General features: G+C 71.6%; 14 protein-coding genes and 2 pseudogenes. 3 read left to right on the top strand and 13 right to left on the bottom strand.

The features are described 5' to 3' along the window. Positions 1-4: 4 nt before the first annotated feature. The 3 genes from GA0115233_RS14145 to GA0115233_RS14155 are packed head-to-tail and all read right to left on the bottom strand — an operon-like array spanning position 5 to position 1,895. Complete coding sequence (locus GA0115233_RS14145) at positions 5-313, bottom strand: AzlD domain-containing protein (RefSeq protein WP_093720539.1); 309 nt, start codon at positions 311-313, stop codon at positions 5-7. Continuing rightward, positions 310-1,032 carry an AzlC family ABC transporter permease gene (locus GA0115233_RS14150; protein WP_093720540.1) on the bottom strand — a complete coding sequence of 241 codons (723 nt, stop codon included), beginning with the start codon at positions 1,030-1,032 and terminating at the stop codon, positions 310-312. Before GA0115233_RS14150 ends, GA0115233_RS14145 begins: the two co-directional genes overlap by 4 nt. Beyond that, a complete protein-coding gene (locus GA0115233_RS14155) occupies positions 939-1,895 on the bottom strand; it encodes an AraC family transcriptional regulator (protein WP_093720541.1) in 957 nt (318 codons plus the stop codon). The genes GA0115233_RS14150 and GA0115233_RS14155 overlap by 94 nt, the downstream gene beginning before the upstream one ends. Before the next feature lie 131 nt (positions 1,896-2,026). On the opposite strand from GA0115233_RS14155, the pseudogene GA0115233_RS14160 reads away from it, so the two are divergent. The 3 genes and pseudogenes from GA0115233_RS14160 to GA0115233_RS14170 all read left to right on the top strand — a co-directional run bounded on the left by GA0115233_RS14160 (position 2,027) and on the right by GA0115233_RS14170 (position 8,584). Continuing rightward, positions 2,027-6,906: pseudogene (locus GA0115233_RS14160) on the top strand (ATP-dependent helicase). A 56-nt stretch (positions 6,907-6,962) separates the two neighbouring features. Beyond that, positions 6,963-7,787 (top strand): Fpg/Nei family DNA glycosylase, encoded by an 825-nt coding sequence (locus GA0115233_RS14165; protein WP_093720542.1) that lies wholly within the window; start codon positions 6,963-6,965, stop codon positions 7,785-7,787. Positions 7,788-7,819: 32 nt separating this feature from the next. After that, the gene (locus tag GA0115233_RS14170; RefSeq protein ID WP_093720543.1) at positions 7,820-8,584 is read left to right on the top strand and encodes an SDR family NAD(P)-dependent oxidoreductase; all 765 of its coding nucleotides are present in this window, start codon (positions 7,820-7,822) and stop codon (positions 8,582-8,584) included. On the opposite strand, the gene GA0115233_RS41700 is transcribed toward GA0115233_RS14170, so the two are convergent. From GA0115233_RS41700 to GA0115233_RS14220, 10 genes and pseudogenes are all read right to left on the bottom strand, one after another. Next, the gene (locus tag GA0115233_RS41700; RefSeq protein WP_093720544.1) at positions 8,532-8,807 is read right to left on the bottom strand and encodes a hypothetical protein; all 276 of its coding nucleotides are present in this window, start codon (positions 8,805-8,807) and stop codon (positions 8,532-8,534) included. The two genes, GA0115233_RS14170 and GA0115233_RS41700, sit on opposite strands and share 53 nt — an antisense overlap. A gap of 120 nt (positions 8,808-8,927) precedes the next feature. Beyond that, entirely contained in the window at positions 8,928-9,398 is a 471-nt protein-coding gene (locus GA0115233_RS14180; RefSeq protein ID WP_093720556.1) for a Dps family protein, read from the bottom strand. A gap of 143 nt (positions 9,399-9,541) precedes the next feature. After that, positions 9,542-9,922, bottom strand: coding sequence for a helix-turn-helix domain-containing protein (locus tag GA0115233_RS14185; protein ID WP_015657463.1), 381 nt, complete (start codon positions 9,920-9,922; stop codon positions 9,542-9,544). 109 nt (positions 9,923-10,031) lie between these two features. Continuing rightward, positions 10,032-10,577 carry a CinA family protein gene (locus GA0115233_RS14190; protein WP_093720545.1) on the bottom strand — a complete coding sequence of 182 codons (546 nt, stop codon included), beginning with the start codon at positions 10,575-10,577 and terminating at the stop codon, positions 10,032-10,034. After that, positions 10,574-11,299 (bottom strand): CDP-diacylglycerol--glycerol-3-phosphate 3-phosphatidyltransferase, encoded by a 726-nt coding sequence (gene pgsA, locus GA0115233_RS14195; RefSeq protein ID WP_093720546.1) that lies wholly within the window; start codon positions 11,297-11,299, stop codon positions 10,574-10,576. Before pgsA ends, GA0115233_RS14190 begins: the two co-directional genes overlap by 4 nt. Continuing rightward, a complete protein-coding gene (gene rimO, locus GA0115233_RS14200; protein WP_093720547.1) occupies positions 11,296-12,765 on the bottom strand; it encodes a 30S ribosomal protein S12 methylthiotransferase RimO in 1,470 nt (489 codons plus the stop codon). Before rimO ends, pgsA begins: the two co-directional genes overlap by 4 nt. A gap of 86 nt (positions 12,766-12,851) precedes the next feature. Then, on the bottom strand, positions 12,852-13,691 hold the full coding sequence (locus GA0115233_RS14205) for a helix-turn-helix domain-containing protein (protein ID WP_093720548.1): 840 nt from the start codon (positions 13,689-13,691) through the stop codon (positions 12,852-12,854). Between the two features lie 243 nt (positions 13,692-13,934). Further along, complete coding sequence (locus tag GA0115233_RS14210; RefSeq protein ID WP_093720549.1) at positions 13,935-16,655, bottom strand: DNA translocase FtsK; 2,721 nt, start codon at positions 16,653-16,655, stop codon at positions 13,935-13,937. A gap of 134 nt (positions 16,656-16,789) precedes the next feature. Beyond that, positions 16,790-17,474 (bottom strand): annotated as a pseudogene (locus GA0115233_RS14215) (two-component system response regulator). Positions 17,475-17,816: 342 nt separating this feature from the next. Beyond that, on the bottom strand, positions 17,817-21,291 hold a 3,475-nt coding region (locus GA0115233_RS14220), incomplete at its 5' end, for a HAMP domain-containing protein (RefSeq protein WP_141689510.1).

Below are 21,291 nucleotides of genomic sequence, written 5' to 3' on the forward strand. Positions count from 1 at the left end.
AGACTCATCCCCCGAGCGCCCGCACCCCCGCCGTCACGGCCACGGCGGCGGCCACCACCACGAGGAACGGCGCCCTGAGCACCAGCGCCACGGCCGCCGCGGCCAGTCCGGCCGCCCGTGCGTCCAGGACCAGCTCCCGGCCGTCCGCGAAGGTCTGCTGGGCCGTGAGGGCGGCCAGCAGGGCGACCGGGAGCAGCGCGGCCAGCCGTCGCACCAGGGGCCGCTCCAGGGCGCCCGCGGGCACCAGGAGACCGGCGAGCTTGACGGCGTAGCAGCCGACGACCGTCAGTCCGATGGCGATCCAGACGCTCACCGCTGTCCCTCCTTCTGCGCCCGCCGCCCCTGGGCCCACAGCACGGCGGGCGCCGCCAGCGCGGCCACGAGCACCGGCACCCCGGCGGGCAGTACCGGCAGCAGGCCGAGCCCCAGTACGACCGCGACACCGGCGACCGCGCGCTCGGTGGTGGTGCGCAGCATCGGCGCGAGCAGTGCCAGGAACACGGCGGGTCCGGCCGCGTCGAGACCCCACGCGTCGGTGTCGCCGATGGCCTCGGCGCCGAGCGCCCCGGCCAGGGTGGTGAGGTTCCACAGGATGTAGAGGCTGAGTCCGGTGGCCACGAACCCGATCCGCGCGGCGCGCCGGTCGGGCTGGGCGAGGGTGACGGCGGTGGTCTCGTCGATGACCCACTGGGCGGCGAACGGACGCACCGCGCGGGGAAGCGCGAGCACCTGTGACAGACGCAGGCCGTAGAAGGCGTTGCGCACCCCGAGGAAGAACGCGCCGGCGGCCGCCGCGAACGCTCCGCCGCCCGCGGCCAGCGCCCCGACCAGCGCGAACTGGGACGCGCCGGTGAACACGAGCAGGCTGAGCGCGCAGGTCTGCCACAGCGTGAGCCCGCTGCCCGCGGAGGTCACCCCGAACGCGAACCCGGACAGCCCTACGGCGACGCCGACCCCGAGCGCGTCCCGTACGACGGCGGCGTCCGGCTTCCTCTCGCCGTCCCGTATGTCTGTGAGTGTTGTCTCTGCCACGCCTCGGACGGTACGAGAAGCCCCGCTGCCGGGTCTTGTACGTTCTTGCGCTCGCGTTGGTACGCGCCGGGCGGCACGCCCACGATGCGGGTGAAGTGCCGGTTCAGGTGCGGCTGGTCGGCGAAACCCACGGCGACGGCGGCCTCGGCGGGCGTAACCCCGGTGTCCAGCAGGCGGCGCGCCTGCCGTACCCGGGCGTCCGTCAGCCAGGTGTGCGGCGGCATCCCGTAGGTGTCGCGGAAGGCCCGCAGCAGCGCGAACGGGCTGGTTCCGAGTTCCGCGGCGAGCCTCTCCAGGCTCGGCGGCCGCGCCATCCGCTCCTGGAGCACGCCACGCGCGCGTGCCGCGATCCGGGCGCCCGCCGTGCGGACCTCCCGCTGCGGCAGCGGCCCTCCGTTCAGCCGCAGCAGCCGGGTCACCGCGACCCGCAGCAGGGTGTCGGCGGCCAGGGCGTTGCCCTCGTCGGTGGCGCGCAGCACCTGATGGACGAGGGAGGCGGCGTAGGGGTCGTCGAGCACAGGCGCGACGAAGCCGGGGGTGCCGCGGATCGTCGTGGTCTCGGCGGCGATCTCCGCCACGACCTCCGGCGAGGGGTACACGGCGCCGTACTGCCACCCCTCGGGCACCCCGGCCCGCCCGGTGTGCGGGGTGTCCGGGTTCACCAGCGCCAGGGCCCCGGCGCCCGCGTACTGGTCGGAGCCCTGGTGGGCGAAGACCTCGACGCCGTCGGCGATGGCCGCGATCACGAAGTTCTCGTGGGTGTGCCGGACGAAGCTCTTGCGGATGTAGCGGGCCCGCAGCAGATCGACACCGGGCAGTTCCTCGTACCGCCAGTGCCGCGCCCGCTCCCTCGAACCCGCCATGCTCCCCATTCTCCCCGGACTCTTCCCTCGGCTCGGGCCGGTCCGGGAGAGGCCACGGGGCCAGGGGAGCCCCGGCGCCCGCATCACCCCAGCTCAGCCCGATTGTCAGTGCCCGGGTGCAGGATGGACGCATGGTCAGCTCCGCTCATCGAGCACTGGACGGCTTCTCCCCCGCCACCCGCGGCTGGTTCACGGGGGCCTTCTCCGCGCCCACCGCGGCGCAGGCCGGGGCGTGGCAGGCCATCTCCGAGGGCTCGGACGTGCTGGTGGTGGCGCCGACCGGCTCCGGCAAGACGCTGGCCGCGTTCCTCGCCGCCCTGGACCAGCTGGCCTCGACGCCCCCGCCCGCCGACCCGAAGAAGCGCTGCCGGGTGCTGTACGTGTCCCCGCTGAAGGCCCTCGCGGTGGACGTGGAGCGCAATCTGCGCAGCCCGCTGACCGGCATCCGCCAGGAGTCCGTGCGCCTGGGCCTGCCCGAACCGGAGGTCAAGGTCGGCATCCGCTCCGGCGACACCCCCGCCGCCGAGCGCCGCGCGCTGGCCACGCGCCCGCCGGACATCCTGATCACCACCCCCGAGTCCCTGTTCCTGATGCTGACCTCGGCCACCCGGGACGCGCTGACCGGCATCGAGACGGTGATCCTGGACGAGGTGCACGCGGTCGCGGGCACCAAGCGCGGCGCCCACCTCGCGCTCTCCCTGGAGCGCCTGGACGAGCTGCTCACCAAGCCCGCCCGCCGGATCGGCCTGTCGGCCACGGTCCGCCCGGTCGACGAGGTCGCCCGCTATCTCTCCCCGCGCCGCAAGGTGGAGATCGTCCAGCCGGAGTCGGGCAAGGAGTTCGACCTCTCGGTCGTGGTCCCGGTCGAGGACCTGGGCGAGCTGGGCGGCTCCCCCGTGTCCGACAGCGGTGAGGCCGGCGAGCGGCCCTCGATCTGGCCGCACGTCGAGGAGCGGATCACCGACCTCGTCCAGTCCCACCGCTCCACCATCGTCTTCGCCAACTCCCGCCGTCTGGCGGAACGCCTGTGCAACCGTCTGAACGAGATCGCCTACGAGCGGGCCACCGGCGAACCCCTGGACGAGCACCACTCCCCCGCCGAGCTGATGGGCGGTTCCGGCGCCGCCCAGGGCGCCCCGCCGGTCATCGCCCGCGCGCACCACGGCTCGGTCTCCAAGGAGCAGCGGTCCCTGGTCGAGGAGGACCTGAAGGCGGGCCGGCTGCCCGCGGTGGTGGCCACGTCCAGTCTCGAACTGGGCATCGACATGGGCGCGGTCGACCTGGTCGTCCAGGTGGAGTCCCCGCCGTCGGTGGCCTCCGGCCTCCAGCGCGTGGGCCGCGCCGGCCACCAGGTGGGCGCGGTCTCGACCGGCGTGGTCTTCCCGAAGTACCGCGGCGACCTGGTCCAGGCGGCCGTGGTCACCGAGCGGATGCGCACCGGCTCCATCGAGTCCCTGCGGGTCCCGGCCAACCCCCTGGACGTCCTGGCGCAGCAGCTCGTCGCCATGACGGCGATGGACACCTGGCAGTTCGACGACCTGCTCGCCATGGTCCGGCGCGCCGCGCCCTTCGCCTCGCTGCCGGAGTCCGCGTTCACCGCCGTCCTCGACATGCTCGCGGGGCGCTACCCGTCGGACGCCTTCGCGGAACTGCGCCCGCGCGTGGTGTGGGACCGCGTCGCCGGGACCATCACCGGCCGCCCCGGCGCCCAGCGGCTCGCCGTGACCTCCGGCGGCACGATCCCCGACCGCGGCCTGTTCGGGGTGTTCCTCGCCGGGTCCGACCCCAAGAAGGGCGGCGGCCGGGTCGGCGAGCTGGACGAGGAGATGGTCTACGAGTCGCGCGTGGGCGATGTGTTCACGCTCGGCACCAGCTCCTGGCGCATCGAGGACATCACCCGCGACCGGGTTCTGGTCTCCCCCGCGCCCGGCGTCCCCGGCAGGCTGCCGTTCTGGAAGGGCGACCAGCTGGGCCGCCCCCTCGAACTGGGCCGCGCGGTGGGCGCGTTCCTGCGCGAGGTCGGCTCGCTGTCCAAGGAGGACGCCCGGCTGCGCCTGCTGGCGGCGGGCCTGGACGCCTGGGCCGCCGACAACGTGCTGTCGTACCTGGACGAACAGCGCGAGGCCTGCGGGCACATCCCCGACGACCGGACCATCGTCGTCGAGCGCTTCCGCGACGAGCTGGGCGACTGGCGGGTGGTGGTGCACTCCCCCTTCGGCGCCCAGGTGCACGCCCCCTGGGCGCTCGCCCTCGGCGCGAAGCTCTCCGAGCGGTACGGCATGGACGCCCAGGTGATGCACGCGGACGACGGCATCGTGCTGCGCCTGCCGGACGCCGATCTGATGGGCCTGGACCTGCTGGACCAGGAGCCCATGAAGGCGGGCGCCGAGTTCGACGCCGACCAGGCACCTGTCGGTGCCGCCGATGTCGTCTTCGACAAGGGCGACATCGACCAGATCGTCACCGACCAGGTCGGCGGCTCCGCCCTGTTCGCCTCCCGCTTCCGGGAGTGCGCGGCGCGCGCCCTGCTGCTGCCGCGCCGCAACCCCGGCAGGCGCACCCCCCTGTGGCAGCAGCGCCAGCGCGCGGCACAACTGCTCCAGGTGGCCAGCGAGTTCGGTTCGTTCCCGATCGTCCTGGAAGCGGTGCGCGAATGCCTCCAGGACGTCTTCGACGTCCCCGGACTCACCGAGCTGATGGGCGACCTGGAGTCCCGCAAGGTGCGCCTGGTCGAGGTCACCACCCCCGAACCGTCCCCGTTCGCGCGGTCGCTGCTCTTCGGGTACGTCGCCCAGTTCCTGTACGAGGGCGACTCCCCGCTCGCCGAGCGCCGCGCCGCCGCGCTCTCCCTGGACTCCCGGCTGCTGGCCGAGCTGCTGGGCCAGGCGGAGCTGCGCGAGCTGCTCGACGCCGAGGTGCTGGCCGAGCTGGAGCGGGAGCTGCAGTGGCTCACCGAGGACCGCCGGGTCAAGGACGCCGAGGGCGTCGCGGACCTGCTGCGGCTGCTCGGCCCGCTGACCGATGCCGAGTTGGCCGAGCGGGGCGCGGAGCCTGGGTGGGCGGTGGAACTGACCGGGGCCCGCCGCGCCATCAAGGTCCGTATCGCGGGCGCCGACCACTGGGCGGCGATCGAGGACGCGGGCCGCCTGCGCGACGCCCTCGGCACCGCGCTGCCGGTCGGCGTACCGGAAGTCTTCACGGAACCGGTGAAGGACCCGCTCGGCGACCTCCTCGCGCGCTACGCCCGTACCCACGGCCCGTTCACCTCGGTGACCGCGGCGGCCCGGTTCGGACTGGGCGTCGCGGTGACGGAGGGCGCCCTCCAGCGGCTCGCGGCGGCGGGCCGGGTGGTGCAGGGCGAGTTCCATCCGGCCGGGATCGGCCAGGAGTGGTGCGACGCGGCTGTGCTGCGGCGGCTGCGCCGACGCTCCCTGGCCGCCCTGCGGCACGAGTTGGAGCCGGTGCCCCCGGCCGCGCTGGCCCAGTTCCTGCCCCAGTGGCAGCACATCGGCAAGGGGCACGGGCTGCGCGGCATCGACGGACTGGTGCGCGCCATCGAGCAGTTGCAGGGCGCCTCGGTGCCCGCCTCCGCCCTGGAGAAGCTGGTCCTGCCGTCCCGCGTGGCCGGCTACAACCCGGCCATGCTCGACGAACTCACCGCCGCCGGAGAGGTGGTGTGGGCCGGGGCCGGGGCGCTGCCCGGCAAGGACGGCTGGGTCTCCCTGTACATGGCGGACGCGGCTCCCCTGCTGCTGCCCGCGCCCCACCCGCTGGAGCCCACCGCGCTCCACCAGTCGATCCTGGACGCGCTCGCCGGGGGCTACGGCCTGTTCTTCCGGCAGATCGCCGACCAGGTACGGGCCACCACGCACCCGGAGGCCACCGACCCGCAACTCGCCGACGCCCTCTGGGAGCTGGCGTGGTCCGGGCGCCTCACCAATGACACGCTCGCCCCGATGCGCTCCCTGCTGGGCTCGGGCCGCACCGCGGGCGCCACCGCGCACCGGGCCAAGCGCACCGTCCCGCGCGGGCGGTACGGCTCGCTCACCGCCGCCGCACGCTCCGCCTCCCGCTCGGGCCCGCCGACCGTCGCCGGACGCTGGTCCCTGCTCCCGGCCCACGAGCCCGACCCCACCGTCCGGGCCCACGCCCTGGCCCGCACCCTCCTCGACCGGCACGGCGTGGTGACCCGGGGCGCGGTCTCCGCGGAGGGCGTCGAGGGCGGTTTCTCGGCGACGTACCGCATTCTGTCCGTGTTCGAGGAGAGCGGTCAGGCCCGGCGCGGCTATGTGGTGGAGGGCCTGGGCGCCGCGCAGTTCGCGATGGACGGCGCGGTGGACCGCCTGCGCGCGGTGGCCAACGCCCGCGACCGGGGCGAGGCCCTGCCGGGCGGCGGCCCGGCGTTCCCGGGCGCCGACTTCCCGGCCCGTGCGGCCTCCCCGTCGGCCGCCGACTTCCCGCCCGAGTCCTTCCCGCCCGCCCCCTTCGAGGACCATGCCTTCGCAGCCCCCGGCTCCTCCGACGGCTTCGGCGGAAGCACCCCCGCCCCCGCCCGGACGAGTACGTCTCGCCACGGGACTACCCGGCCCCCACACCCCACCGGAACCGCGCCGATCCGGACACCCGCGCCGTCGTCCTGGCCGCCGCCGACCCCGCGAACGCCTACGGCGCCGCCCTGCCCTGGCCCGAGCCCCCGACCGGCGCCGGCCACAAGCCGGGCCGCAAGGCAGGCTCCCTGGTGGTCCTGGTGGACGGCGAGCTGACCCTCTACATGGAGCGCGGCGGCAAGACCCTCCTCGCCTGGCCCAGCGCCCCCGACACCGACCCCACGGAGGACACCCGCCTGCACTCCGCCGCCGAGGCGCTGGCCGCCGCGGCCAGAGCGGGCTCCCTGGGCACGGTCACGGTCGAACGCGTCAACGGCACAGCGGCCCTGACCTCCCCATACGGCGCCCTCCTGGAATCAGCGGGCTTCATCGCCACGCCCCGGGGCCTGCGCCTGCGCGCCTGACCCGCATGCCCCGGACCCGGGCGGCTCCGTGCACGCCCCCGTGCCACCCTTGACCCATGCCCGAAGGAGACACCGTCTGGCAAGCCGCGAAGCGGCTGCACTCCGCCCTCGCGGGCAAGGTCCTGACCCGTACCGACTTCCGCGTCCCGAGGTTCGCCACGGTGGACCTCACCGAGCGCACCCTCCTGGAGGTCACCCCTCGCGGCAAGCACCTCCTCGCCCGCGTCGAGGGCGGCTGGACCGTGCACTCGCACCTCGGCATGGAGGGCTCCTGGCGGATCTACGCCGAGCGTGAGCGCTGGACCGGCGGCCCCAACCACCAGATCCGCGCGGTGCTCTCCACCGCCGACCGGACAGCCGTCGGCTACCGCCTCCCCGTCCTCGAACTCCTGCGCACCGCCGAGGAGTCCAAGGCCGTGGGCCACCTCGGCCCCGACCTCCTGGGCCCGGACTGGGACCCCGACCAGGCCCTGGCCAACCTCCTCACCGACCCCGGCCGCCAACTCGGCGAGGCCCTCCTCGACCAGCGCAATCTCGCCGGGATCGGCAACATCTACAAGAGCGAGCTGTGCTTCCTGATCGGTGCCACCCCCTGGCTCCCCGTCGGCGCCCTCCCGCCCGATCGCGCGGCCCAACTCCCCGCGCTCGCCAAGCGGCTGCTGGAGGCCAACCGCGAACGCCCGGTGCGCAGCACCACCGGCCGCCGCGGCCAGGACCTCTTCGTGTACGGCCGTGCCCCACGCCCCTGTCTGCGCTGTCGTACCCCGATCCGCTCCGCCGACCAGGGCGACGGCTCCCGCCAACGCCCCACCTATTGGTGCCCGAGCTGCCAGACCGGCCCGGCCCCCGCACCGGGACGCCGTCGCCGCACACCTAATTGACGATCCGTCAGAATTGCTCGTACCGTCGGTTCATGGCCGTCAGCGCGTACGACCTCACCGGACGCACCGCCTTCGTCACCGGCGCCGCGAGCGGGATCGGCCGGGCCTCGGCCGTGCTGCTCGCCCAGGCCGGCGCCACCGTGCACTGCGCGGACCGCGACCCACGGGGCCTGCACGAGACCGCGACCCTGATCAAGGAGAGCGGCGGCAGTGCCCGCACCCACACCGTGGATGTCACCGACCGCGACGCGCTCCGGCGCGCGGTGGACGACTGCGGGCGTCTGGACGTCATGGCCGCCGTCGCCGGGATCATGCACAGCAGCCCTGTCCTGGAGACCACCGACGAGGACCTCGACCGCGTCCTGGACGTCAACTTCAAGGGCGTCCTGCACGCCTGCCAGGCAGCCGCCCGGCTCATGCTCGCGCAACACACCCGGGGCAGCATCGTCACCATGGCCTCCGGCGCCGTCGACACCGGCGGCCCCGGCCTGCTCTGCTACGGCGCGTCCAAGGCGGCCGTCGTGCAGCTGACGAAGACCCTCGCGACGGAGGTCGGCCGCCATGGCATCCGGGTCAACGCCGTGGCCCCGGGATGGATCCGCACCCCCATGACGGACCACCACGACGACGAGGCGCACGCGCACACCGAGGCGCTCATGACGCGGATGGCGCCCCTGGGCCGGGTCGGCGAACCGGAGGACGTCGCGCACACGGTGCTCTATCTGGCCTCTGACGCCTCGGCGTTCATGACGGGCCAGATCCTGCGTCCGAACGGCGGTGTGGCGATGCCGTGGTGACAGGGGCCGCCCGCCATGCCCTGGCCCACCGCCCCGATTCCAGGGCGCCCGCGGCACGCGATTTCGGCACGCAGTGCACGGGCAGCAGGCTGAGCCCCCATCCCCCGGCGGCCACCGCGCCCTCCAGCGCTCCGGCGTCCGGCGCGACGGCGAGCCGCAGCACGGCCCACCACCACAGCGTCCCCAGCCCGAGCGCAGCCCCCCAGCGCGCTATCCCCGCCATGACCGCCACCTCCAGCCCGACGCTAGACCGCCGCCCACACCTGCCGGGAGGGCGCATAGGGCGGCACACGGAAGCACCACCGCACAGGGCGGCGCACGGATGCACCGCGGAAGGTCACCGTCAGCCGTTCTCGGCTTGGAACATCCAATGGTGCTTCTCAAGATCCGCCGTGATGGTGATGAAGATGTCCTGGCTGACCGGGTCCGCCTCGGCGGTCGCCGCGACCCGTTCCCGCATCCGGGCGATCACCGCGCCCAGGGCCTGCACCAGGGTGCCCACCGCGTCCACGTCCTTGACCCAACCGTCGGGCACCGCCCCGATGCCGCTGCCCGCGGCCACCGTCGCCGCCCTGCCATCGGGCGGGACTCCCAGGGCGGAGGCGCGTTCGGCGACCGTGTCGGAATGCAGCCGGGCGGTGTCCACGACCTCGTCGAGCTGGAGATGCACGGAGCGGAACCGCGGACCGACCACATTCCAGTGGATCTGCTTGGCCAACAGGGAGAGGTCGACCAGATCGACCAGGGCGCCCTGCAGGGCCTCGGTGACGGTCTTGAGGTCGGCGTCGGACAGCGGGCTCTTCACGACGTACATCCAGATGCTCCGATCGGTGGTGCCGGCCCCGAGTGCCATGCTCCACCATGCACGAAAGCCCCGGCCGTCGCCTCTCCAGCAGTTCGGACAGGCCCCGACCGGGACTTTCGTATGCAGCGCATGATCAGATCACGCGCCCACACTCACGCGGCGACTACGTCCACCGCTTCCGCGGGCGCCTTGATCGTCACCCGTTCCGGTGGCACACCGGTCACCGAAACGGAACCCAGCATCGGGCGGACCGACGTGGGTACGGGCTCACTGGGGGTGGCCGCTGCAGACTGGGCCAGCTCGGCGAGGGCGAGCTCGTCGCTCACTTCCCGCATGAGCTCGGACATCCGTACGTCCAGCGCGTCGCAGATGGCGGAGAGCAGCTCGGAGGAAGCCTCCTTCTGCCCCCGCTCCACCTCGGAGAGATAGCCGAGCGATACTCGGGCGGACGAGGAGACTTCGCGCAGAGTACGGCCCTGGCGCTGGCGCTGCCGACGCAGCACGTCACCCAGCAGGCGACGGAGCAGAATCATCGGTGGCTCCCTCCTCGGACCGCGTAGCCGCATCCTTCACGCCCCACCGTACCGCCTCGCGCTGCGGCCGTGCGGGGAGCGATGTCGTGTTCACTCAGGGCTGCAAACATCAAAACCCCCCGTTCTGTTCCGTATCCTGTGCCCGCTCATTCTCGGTCTGTTCGCTCGCGAGCTGCTGAAGAAGCAGCGCGAGTACGCTCCGTACACTCTCCATACGAATTTCCGCCCGGTCGCCGTTCAACCGCAGCGAGGACACTTTTCCGCCACCGGCCGAACCGGAATCGGCCCTGTAGGGGCCGTCCACGGCCAGGAAGACGGTGCCCACGGGCTTTCCGTCCTGCTCCTCGGGACCTGCGACACCGGTGGTCGCGATGCCCCAGTCGGCGCCCAGCGCCTTGCGCACTCCGGCCGCCATCTGGGCCGCGACCTGCGGGTCCACCGCTCCCTGCCGCTCCAGAAGACCGGCGTCCACGTCAAGGAGCTGATGCTTGAGCTCCGTGGCGTAGGCGGTCACCGAACCCCGGAAGGCCTTGGACGCCCCAGGTGCCGCTGTGATCTCCGCCGCGACAAGGCCACCGGTCAGCGACTCCGCGACGGCGAGGGTCTCGCCCCTCACTGTCAGTAGTCGCACCACGTCGGCGGCCGTGGACTTCACGCTTCCGTCTCCTCCAACGCGGCCTTGCGCTCGGCGATTCCCCGTCTGCGCAGCACAATGGCCTGTCTTACATAGTCCAGCCCGGTCACCACGGTCAGGACGACCGCCGCACCCATCACCCAGAACCGCAGAGTGGCCAGCCATCCCGTCAGCGCCAGGATGTACATGCCGACGGCCACGCCCTGGGTGAGGGTCTTGAGCTTGCCGCCGCGGCTCGCGGGGATGACGCCGTATCGGATGACCAGAAAACGCAGCAGCGTGATCCCGAGTTCCCGGCCGAGGATCACCGCCGTCACCCACCACGGCAGATCACCGAGCCAGGACAGACAGATCAGCGCCGCCCCCATGATCGCCTTGTCGGCGATGGGGTCGGCGATCTTCCCGAAGTCGGTGACCAGGTTGTACGTGCGCGCCAGATGGCCGTCGAACAGGTCGGTGATCATGGCGATGGCGAAGGCCGCCCAGGCGAACGAGCGCCACGCCGGGTCGTAGCCGCCGTCCGCCAGCATCAGCGCCACGAACGCGGGCACCAGCAGCAGCCGGAGCATGGTCAGCAGGTTGGCGATGTTCCAGACGCTGGCCTGGTTCACGGCCGCCGCCGCGATCTTCCCGCCCCGGGCCGGCTTCGTGCCCGACGCGTCGGAGGAGGCCGTGCCCGCGGGGGTCGCCTTGGGCGTGGCCTTGGCGGAGCCGCCTGCGGCGGACGCCGGGACTCCGGTCATCTGGCCCCCTCCTCACCGGTTACGAGCGAGCCGGGCAGCGGCTCGGCCACGAGGTCGACACCCTCGGTGCCCACCACCTTCGCCTCGACCATACGACCGACGCTCAGGTCCTCGCCGCCCGTGAGCAGCACCTGGCCGTCCGTCTCCGGGGCCTGGTGCGCGCCGCGGCCGTACACGCCCTCCTCGTCGACGGACTCGACGAGCACCCGGACGGTTTCGCCCAGGCGCTCCTCGGCCCGCTGCGAGACGAGCTGCTCGGCCAGCCGGGAGACCCGCGCCAGCCGGTCCGCGACCAGGTCGGGGTCCAGCTTGTCCTCGTACGTCGCCGCCTCGGTGCCCTCCTCGTCGGAGTAGCCGAAGACGCCGATGGCGTCCAGGCGCGCGTGGTTGAGGAAACGCTCCAGCTCGGCCAGGTCCGCCTCGGACTCGCCGGGGAAGCCCACGATGAAGTTGGAGCGCACACCCGCCTGGGGTGCCTTGCTCCGGATGGTGTCCAGCAGCTCCAGGAAGCGGTCGGTGTCGCCGAAGCGGCGCATCGCGCGCAGCACACCGGGCGCGGAGTGCTGGAAGGAGAGGTCGAAGTAGGGCGCGACCTTGGGGGTGGAGGTCAGGACGTCGATCAGTCCGGGGCGCATCTCGGCGGGCTGCAGGTAGCTGACCCGGACCCGCTCGATGCCGTCGACCTCGGCCAGCTCCGGCAGCAGGGACTCCAGCAGGCGGATGTCGCCGAGGTCCTTGCCGTAGGAGGTGTTGTTCTCGGAGACCAGCATGATCTCCTTGACGCCCTGCTCGGCCAGCCAGCGCGTCTCGTTCAGCACGTCGCTCGGGCGGCGGGAGATGAAGGAGCCGCGGAAGGACGGGATGGCGCAGAAGGTGCAGCGCCGGTCGCAGCCGGAGGCGAGCTTCACCGAGGCCACGGGGGCGCCGTCGAGCCGGCGGCGCAGGGGCGCGCGGGGGCCCGAGGCGGGCGCGAGGCCGTCCGGGAGGTCCACCGGGGCGTGTCCGGGCAGGGCGACCTCGGCGGCCGATTCCTGCCGCTCGGCCGGGCTGATCGGCAGCAGCTTGCGCCGGTCGCGCGGGGTGTGGGCGGCGTGGACGCCGCCGCTGAGGATGGTGGTGAGCCGGTCGGAGATGTCGGCGTAGTCGTCGAAGCCGAGCACGCCGTCGGCCTCCGGCAGCGCCTCCGCCAGCTCCTTGCCGTAGCGCTCGGCCATGCAGCCCACCGCCACGACGGCCTGGGTTCTGCCGTGCCCCTTGAGGTCATTGGCCTCCAGCAGGGCGTCGACGGAGTCCTTCTTGGCGGCGTCGACGAAACCGCAGGTGTTGACGACAGCGACGTCCGCTTCGGCGGCGTCCTCCACGAGATCCCAGCCGTCCGCCTCCAAACGGCCTGCGAGCTCTTCCGAGTCCACCTCGTTGCGAGCGCAGCCAAGAGTGACGAGTGCGACGGTACGGCGTTCAGGCATGGGCTCAAGACTACTTTGTCCGACTGACACCCCACGCCGATGGGGTTGGCCGATCTCGGCCAACCCCATCCATTCGCCCAGTTCGATCAGCCGACCTGCGGGTCGCCCTTGGTGTACGTGAGGCGCTCCACAGCGCCGCGCTGCCAGTCGTCCTCGATCTTCTTGCCGTTGACGTAGATCTGGAGCGCGCCCGCGTCACCGAGGACGAGGTTGATCTTCTCGCTGTCCTGGAAGGTCTTGGACTCGCCCTGCTTGAGCAGGCCGTCGAAGAGGAGGCGGCCGTTGTGGTCGTGGGCGGAGATCCAGCTGCGGTCCTCGTCGGCGGTGACCTTGACCGTCACCTTGTCCTGCGGCGCCGCGGCGATGGCGCTGTCGGTCGGGTCGGGCTTCTGCGACTTCGGCTTCTCGGACTTGGGCTTGGGCTTGTCCGCGGCGGACTTGGTGGGTGAGGGCGTCGCGCCGTCGGCGACGGACGCGGCTCCGTCGTCACCGCCCTTGAACGCGGTGAAGCCGACGAAGGCGATCACGACGACGATCGCCGCGACCATGGCCGCCGTCCAGTTCGGCCCGCGCCGCTCCGGGCGGATGCGCTCCGCCTCGAACAGCGGGGCCGCGGGGGTCGGCGCCGGACGCCCGCCGTGCTCCTCGTCGTACTGGGCGAGCAGCGGTGCCGGATCGATGCCGACGGCCCTGGCCAGGGTCCGGATGTGCCCGCGCGCGTACACGTCGCCACCGCACGGGGCGAAGTCGTCCGCCTCGATGGCGTGCACGATGGGCAGCCGGACTCGGGTGGCGTTGCTGACGTCGTCGACGGTCAGGCCGGCGTTGATGCGCGCCTGCTGGAGCGCACGGCCGACGGAGGGGCGGTCGTCGCCGGAAACGTCTTCGAACGGACGCTCGTCTTCAGGGGAGTTGCCGATGGACACGGGGGCGCCTTTCGAGCGTGTAGCCACCTGTGCTGGAGGTTCAGTCTAGGGGGGGTACGAAAGGGTGGGGCAACCGGGCGGTGGGACTTTGTACGCCATCGGTATGGCCGGACACACCGATGGCGGGGCGGAAGCTTTCCGCTTCCCTCAACTTGACGTACGGCACAGGGAAACGGTTGCTCAAGGATCCCTTACGGGTGAGTCACGAACGCGTATCGGGGCCCGTCCCGCGCGGGGTTTCTCTCAAGCCTCCCCGCGGATCTGCGCCAGCACGCCGTCCAGCTCGTCAGGTTTCACAAGAACGTCACGCGCCTTGGAGCCCTCGCTTGGCCCGACGATGTTCCGCGACTCCATCAGGTCCATCAGCCGCCCGGCCTTGGCGAAGCCCACGCGCAGCTTGCGCTGGAGCATGGACGTCGAGCCGAACTGGGTGGAGACGACCAGCTCGGCCGCCTGGCACAGCAGATCCAGGTCGTCGCCGATGTCCTCGTCGATCTCCTTCTTCTGCTTGGTCCCGACGACGACGTCGTCCCGGAAGACCGGCGCCATCTGGTCCTTGCAGTGCTGGACGACCGCCGCGACCTCCTCCTCGGTCACGAAGGCGCCCTGCATACGGACGGGCTTGTTGGCGCCCATCGGCAGGAACAGTCCGTCGCCCTTGCCGATGAGCTTCTCCGCGCCGGGCTGGTCGAGGATGACCCGCGAGTCGGCGAGCGAGGACGTGGCGAAGGCCAGCCGGGAGGGCACGTTCGCCTTGATCAGACCGGTGACCACATCCACCGACGGCCGCTGGGTGGCGAGCACCAGATGGATACCGGCCGCGCGCGCCAGCTGCGTGATGCGCACGATGGCGTCCTCGACGTCGCGCGGCGCGACCATCATCAGGTCGGCCAGCTCGTCGACGATCACCAGCAGGTACGGATACGGCTGCAGCTCCCGTTCGCTGCCCTCGGGCGGCTTGACCTTGCCGTCCCGTATGGCCTGGTTGAAGTCGTCGATGTGCCGGAAGCCGTACGCCGCCAGGTCGTCGTACCTGAGGTCCATCTCGCGTACGACCCACTGCAGCGCCTCGGCGGCCCGCTTGGGGTTGGTGATGATCGGCGTGATCAGGTGCGGGATGCCCTCGTAGGCGGTCAGCTCCACGCGCTTGGGGTCGACGAGGACCATCCGGACGTCCTCGGGGGTGGCCCGCACCATGATCGAGGTGATCAGGCAGTTGATGCAGGACGACTTGCCGGACCCGGTGGCGCCGGCGACCAGGACGTGCGGCATCTTCGCGAGGTTGGCCATCACATAGCCGCCCTCGACGTCCTTGCCGAGCGCCACCAGCATCGGGTGGTCGTCCTCGGCCGCCGCGGCGAGGCGCAGCACGTCACCGAGGTTGACCATCTCCCGGTCGGTATTGGGGATCTCGATGCCCACGGCCGACTTGCCGGGGATCGGCGAGATGATCCGTACGTCGGGACTGGCCACGGCGTACGCGATGTTCTTGGTCAGCGCGGTGATCCGCTCGACCTTCACGGCCGGGCCCAGCTCCACCTCGTAGCGGGTGACCGTCGGCCCGCGGGTGAAGCCGGTGACGGCGGCGTCCACCTTGAACTCGCTGAACACATTGGTCAGGGAGGCCACGACCGCGTCGTTGGCGGCGCTGCGCGCCTTGCCGGGCCCGCCGCGCGTGAGGAGGTCCAGGGAGGGCAGCGCGTAGGTGATGTCGCCGGAGAGCTGGAGCTGCTCGGCACGGGCCGGCAGATCGGCGGGGGCCTCGGGCGCGGGCTTGGTGAGGTCGGCGACCTCGACCTTCAGCTTCTCCTGGCGGGCCTTGCCCTGCCGGGGCCGCGCGGCCGGTACGGGCGTGGGAACCGGCGTGGTCTCCTCGCGGTCGCCGACGCTCACGCCCTGGGTCAGGTCCGCGACGACCGGCGAGGGCGGCATGCCGTGCAGCACCGCGCCGTCGAGGGCGGCAGCGGCGGCCGCGGCGACGTCCACCGCGTCCATGGGGCGGCTCATGTCGGGCTGGGGCACCGCGGAGCGCCTCGGGCGTCCCCGGCGCCGCGACAGGGCCTCCTGCTCCGCGCTGTCGGGGTCGTACGCCTCGGGCGCGGAACCGCCGCGGCGCCGTCCCCGCGCGGGCAGCGCCTCGCGCCACTGCTCGTCGTAGCGCTCGTCGTCCTCGCTGTACTCGACGGCTTCCGGGTCGTGCAGGACGCCGAGCCGCACCCCGAGCTGCCGCAGCCGCTGCGGAATGGCGTTGACCGGCGTGGCGGTGACGACCAGCAGCCCGAACACGGTGAGCAGCACCAGCAGCGGTACGGCGAGCACCTCGCCCATCGTCGCGGTCAGCGGAGTCGCCGCGCTCCAGCCGATGAGACCGCCGGCGTCCCTTATGGCCTGCATGCCGTCGCTGCGCGCGGGCGAGCCGCAGCCGATGTGCACCTGGCCGAGGACGCCGATGACGAGCGCCGACAGGCCGATCACGATCCGTCCGTTGGCCTCCGGCTTCTCCGGGTGCCGGATGAACCGTACGGCGATCACCGCGAGCAGGATCGGCACCAGCAGGTCGAGCCGCCCGAAGGCGCCGGTCACCAGCATCTCGACGAGGTCGCCGACCGGGCCGCGCAGGTTGGACCAGGTACCCGCGGCGACGATCAGCGCCAGGCCGAGCAGCAGCAGCGCGACGCCGTCCTTGCGGTGGGCCGGGTCGAGGTTCTTCGCGCCCTGCCCTATCCCGCGGAACACCGCGCCGACGGCGTGCGCCAGCCCGAGCCAGACGGCGCGCACGAGCCGATAGACGCCCCCGGTGGGGTTGGGGGCCGGCTTGGGTGCGGGCTTCTTCGCCGCGGCCTTCTTGGCGGGCGCCTTCTTCGCCGGCGCCTTTTTCGCGGCGGCCTTCTTCGCCGGACCCTTCGCGGGAGCGGCAGCCTTCTTCGCGGGCTGCTTCTTGGCTGCGGAGGGACGTGAGGCCATAGGTGTGAGGTTACCGGTGGAGGCGACAGCGGACACGTGTGCCCACTGCTTCACCCGTTCGTGTCGCCGTTACGACAGCAATGAACTGACGCCCGCTCATCGGGGCGGCGCCTCCAACACGCCCCGCCGCGAGGTCAGTTCTGCGAGGGAACCGAGGAGGTGTTCCCCGGCGCCGGGCTCCAACGCGTCCAGCGCGCGCCGCAGTCCGGTGAGTTTGCGCTCCAGATGGGCGGCCGTGGCCACCGCCGCCGCGTCCGCCGAGTCGTCGTCGAGCTGTTTCGACAGCGCCTCGGCCTGCTCCTCGACCGCCGCGAGCCGCGCCGACAGTTCGGCGAGCAGCCCCGCGGGCTCCTTGTTGTCGCCGCCCGCGGCCCGCCCGCCGCCACCCTCCAACTGCAGCCGCAGCAGCGCCGCCTGCTCCCTGAGCTGGCAGTTCTTCATGTACAGCTCGACGAACACGGAGACCTTCGCCCGCAGCACCCACGGGTCGAACGGCTTGGAGATGTAGTCGACCGCGCCCGCGGCGTACCCGCGGAAGGTGTGGTGAGGCCCGTGGTTGATCGCGGTGAGGAAGATGATCGGGATGTCGCGGGTCCGCTCCCGGCGCTTGATGTGCGCGGCCGTCTCGAAGCCGTCCATACCCGGCATCTGGACATCCAGCAGGATGACCGCGAAGTCGTCCGTGAGCAGCGCTTTGAGCGCTTCCTCCCCGGACGATGCCCGGACCAGGGTCTGATCGAGCGCAGAGAGGATCGCCTCCAGCGCCAGCAGATTCTCCGGCCGGTCATCGACCAGGAGGATCTTGGCCTTCTGCACCATGGCCCGCCCTCCTCGCCCCGGCATGGGGCCTCCCCTGTCCGCAGGACTTGGGTAGGCACCGGCGGGTGCCGTCCCAGCGGACGACTCCCTTGCGTCGCCCGTCCTCGTGCCGGTCATGGTAGCCGCACCCCGCCTGTCGCCACACCCTGTCACCGCGATGTCACTGTGCACGTAGCAGAAACGCGGTGGGAGACCAGAAGGTTCCCCGAATCCCGCACTTCTACACGGATTCGAGCACAGTGCGTCAGCAACTCCGTGCGAACACGGTAGGTTCCCGACCGGTCCCGGCCCAGTGCGTACACCGGGCCGGTACGAACCCCGTACCGGCCCCGACCGTTCCCGTCACTCGGCCCGCATCCACTGCTGCATCACCGACAGCAGGTGATCGGGGTCGACCGGCTTGGTGACGTAGTCGGAGGCGCCCGACTCGATCGCCTTCTCCCGGTCGCCCTTCATCGCCTTGGCGGTCAGCGCGATGATCGGCAGGCCCGCGAACTGCGGCATCCGGCGGATCGCCGTGGTCGTCGCGTACCCGTCCATCTCGGGCATCATGATGTCCATCAGCACGACCGCCACGTCGTCGTGCTGCTCCAGCACCTCGATGCCCTCCCGGCCGTTCTCCGCGTACAGCACCGACAGCCCGTGCTGCTCCAGGACGCTGGTCAGCGCGAAGACGTTACGGATGTCGTCGTCGACGATGAGCACCTTCTCCCCGCCGAACCGGATGCCCCGGCGCACCTGCGCCACCGGCTCGTGCTCGGCGGCCGACCAGTCCTGCTGCGCGGCCCGCTGCTCCGTCTCGCCCCCGGGTCCCCGGCGGCGGCGCCGGAAGAGCGCGGCGGCGCCGTTCTGGGTCTCCTGATACGACTTCACCTCGGCCGGCGTCTCGATCTCCACGTCCGACAACTCGTGGGCCGAGGACACCAGGTCGTCGACGTCCAGGGACGGCATCGCCTGCTGGTAGCCCTGCGGCGGCAGCTCGCTGGGGTGCAGCGGCAGGTACAGCGTGAAGGTGGAGCCGCGCCCCGGTTCGCTCTGCGCGTGGATCTCGCCGCCAAGCAGCTGGGCGATCTCCCGGGAGATCGACAGCCCGAGGCCGGTGCCGCCGTACTTGCGGCTGGTGGTGCCGTCGGCCTGCTTGAACGCCTCGAAGATCACCCGCATCTTGCTGGCGGCGATACCGATGCCGGTGTCGGTCACCGAGAAGGCGATCAGCTCGGCGTCCGGGTCGCGCAGCGAACCGGTCTCCAGCAGCTGCTCCCGGATCGCCGCCGGCACATCCGCCCCGGCCGGCCGGATCACCAGCTCCACCGAGCCGGAGTCGGTGAACTTCACCGCGTTGGACAGCAGGTTGCGCAGCACCTGCAGCAGCCGCTGCTCGTCGGTGTGCAGGGTGGCGGGCAGCTCCGGGGAGACCCGCACGGACAGGTCCAGGCCCTTCTCCGCGGTGAGCGGCCGGAAGGTGGCCTCGACGTAGTCGACGAGCTGGACCAGCGCGATCCGGGTCGGGGAGACGTCCATCTTGCCCGCCTCGACCTTGGACAGGTCGAGGATGTCGTTGATCAGCTGGAGCAGGTCGGAACCGGCCCCGTGGATGGTCTCGGCGAACTCGACCTGCTTCGGGGAGAGATTCCCCTCGGCGTTGTCGGCGAGCAACTTGGCGAGGATCAGCAGCGAGTTGAGCGGGGTGCGCAGCTCGTGCGACATGTTGGCGAGGAACTCGCTCTTGTAGCGCATCGACACCGCGAGCTGCTCGGCGCGCTCCTCCAGGACCTGCCGCGCTTCCTCGATCTCGGTGTTCTTCACCTCGATGTCACGGTTCTGCTGGGCCAGCAGCTCGGCCTTCTCCTCCAGTTCGGCGTTGGACGCCTGGAGGGCCTTCTGCCGGTTCTCCAACTCCGCCGACCGCTCCTGGAGTTGCTCGGTCAGCTCCTGCGACTGCTTCAGCAGCTGCTCGGTCTTGGTGTTGACGGAGATGGTGTTGACGCTGGTCGCGATCATCTCCGCGATCTGGTTCAGGAAGTCCTTCTGGATCTGCGTGAACGGCGTGAAGGAGGCCAGCTCGATCACGCCGAGCACCTTGCCCTCGAACAGCACCGGCAACACGATGACCTGCGCGGGCGGGGCCTCGCCCAGCCCGGAGGAGACCTTCAGATAGCCGCTGGGCGCCTTCTCCACCAGGATCGTGCGCTTCTCCTGCGCCGCCGTCCCGACCAGCGCCTCGCCCGGCCGGAACGAGGTCGGCATGGAGCCCATCGAGTACCCGTACGAGCCGAGCATCCGCAGCTCGTACTGGTCCTCGCCGTTCTGCCCGGAGTCGGGCATCGCCAGGAAGAACGCGCCGTGCTGCGCGGAGACCACCGGCGTCAGCTCGCTCATGATCAGCGAGGCCACGTCCTGGAGGTCCCGGCGGCCCTGCATCAGCGCGGAGATCCGGGCGAGGTTGCCCTTGAGCCAGTCCTGCTCCTTGTTGGCGATGGTGGTGTCGCGCAGGTTGGCGATCATCTTGTTGATGTAGTCCTGGAGCTCCTGGATCTCGCCGGAGGCGTCGACGTCGATCTTCAGGTTCAGGTCGCCGCGGGTCACCGCGGTCGCCACGCGCGCGATGGCGCGCACCTGCCGGGTCAGGTTCCCGGCCATCTCGTTCACCGACTCGGTCAGGTCCCGCCACGTGCCGTCCACGTCACGCACGCGTGCCTGGCCGCCGAGCTGCCCCTCGGTGCCCACCTCGCGGGCCACGCGGGTGACCTCCTCGGCGAACGAGGACAGCTGGTCGACCATCGTGTTGATGGTCGTTTTCAGCTCCAGGATCTCGCCGCGCGCCTCGATGTCGATCTTCTTGGTCAGATCGCCCTTGGCGATGGCGGTGGTGACCATGGCGATGTTGCGCACCTGACCGGTCAGGTTGGACGCCATCTGGTTCACCGACTCGGTGAGGTCCTTCCAGGTGCCCGCCACGCCCGGCACCCGGCCTGACCGCCCAGGATGCCCGTCGGTGCCCACCTCGCGGGCCACCTTGGTGACCTGGTCGGCGAACGAACTGAGCGTCTTCACCATGGTGTTGAAGGTGTCCGCGAGCTGCGCGACCTCACCGCGCGCCTCGATCGTCACCGTCCGCGTCAGATCGCCGTTGGCGACGGCCGCCGCCACCTGGGAGATGTTCCGCACCTGCATGGTCAGGTTCTTGGCCATCAGGTTGACGTTGTCGCTGAGGTCCTTCCAGATGCCGACCACACCCGGCACGTGCGCCTGGCCGCCCAGAATGCCCTCGGTGCCCACCTCGCGGGCCACCCGGGTCACCTGCTCGGCGAAGGAGGACAGCTGGTCGACCATCGTGTTGACGGTGGTGACGAGTTCGAGGATCTCGCCCTTGGCGTCGACGGTGATCTTCTTGGACAGGTCGCCCTTGGCGACGGCGGTCGTGACCTCGGCGATGTTGCGCACCTGGATGGTCAGGTTGTTCGCCATGAAGTTCACCGACTGGGTGAGGTCCTTCCAGGTGCCGGAGACCCCCTGCACCTCGGCCTGACCGCCCAGGATGCCCTCCGTGCCCACCTCACGGGCCACCCTGGTGACCTCCTCGGCGAACGAGGAGAGCTGGTCGACCATGGTGTTGAGGGTGTTCTTCAGCTCCAGGATCTCCCCGCGCGCGTCCACGGTGATCTTCTGGGAGAGGTCACCCCGGGCCACCGCGGTCGCGACCTGCGCGATGTTGCGCACCTGGGCCGTCAGGTTCCCGGCCATGCCGTTCACCGAGTCCGTCAGGTCCCGCCACACACCCGCCACACCGGGCACCTGCGCCTGCCCGCCCAGGCGT

The organism is Streptomyces sp. DI166 (assembly GCF_900091315.1).
In the GTDB taxonomy this organism is placed as follows: Bacteria; Actinomycetota; Actinomycetes; order Streptomycetales; family Streptomycetaceae; genus Streptomyces; species Streptomyces fuscus.

Coding starts and splice junctions, on each gene's coding strand:
- pgsA (WP_093720546.1), bottom strand. CDS start 11,299: ATGACCGGAGTCCCGGCGTCCGCCGCAGGCGGCTCCGCCAAGGCCACG.
- GA0115233_RS14165 (WP_093720542.1), top strand. CDS start 6,963: ATGCCCGAAGGAGACACCGTCTGGCAAGCCGCGAAGCGGCTGCACTCC.
- GA0115233_RS14210 (WP_093720549.1), bottom strand. CDS start 16,655: ATGGCCTCACGTCCCTCCGCAGCCAAGAAGCAGCCCGCGAAGAAGGCT.
- GA0115233_RS14170 (WP_093720543.1), top strand. CDS start 7,820: ATGGCCGTCAGCGCGTACGACCTCACCGGACGCACCGCCTTCGTCACC.
- GA0115233_RS41700 (WP_093720544.1), bottom strand. CDS start 8,807: ATGGCGGGGATAGCGCGCTGGGGGGCTGCGCTCGGGCTGGGGACGCTG.
- GA0115233_RS14155 (WP_093720541.1), bottom strand. CDS start 1,895: ATGGCGGGTTCGAGGGAGCGGGCGCGGCACTGGCGGTACGAGGAACTG.
- GA0115233_RS14185 (WP_015657463.1), bottom strand. CDS start 9,922: ATGATTCTGCTCCGTCGCCTGCTGGGTGACGTGCTGCGTCGGCAGCGC.
- GA0115233_RS14180 (WP_093720556.1), bottom strand. CDS start 9,398: ATGTACGTCGTGAAGAGCCCGCTGTCCGACGCCGACCTCAAGACCGTC.
- rimO (WP_093720547.1), bottom strand. CDS start 12,765: ATGCCTGAACGCCGTACCGTCGCACTCGTCACTCTTGGCTGCGCTCGC.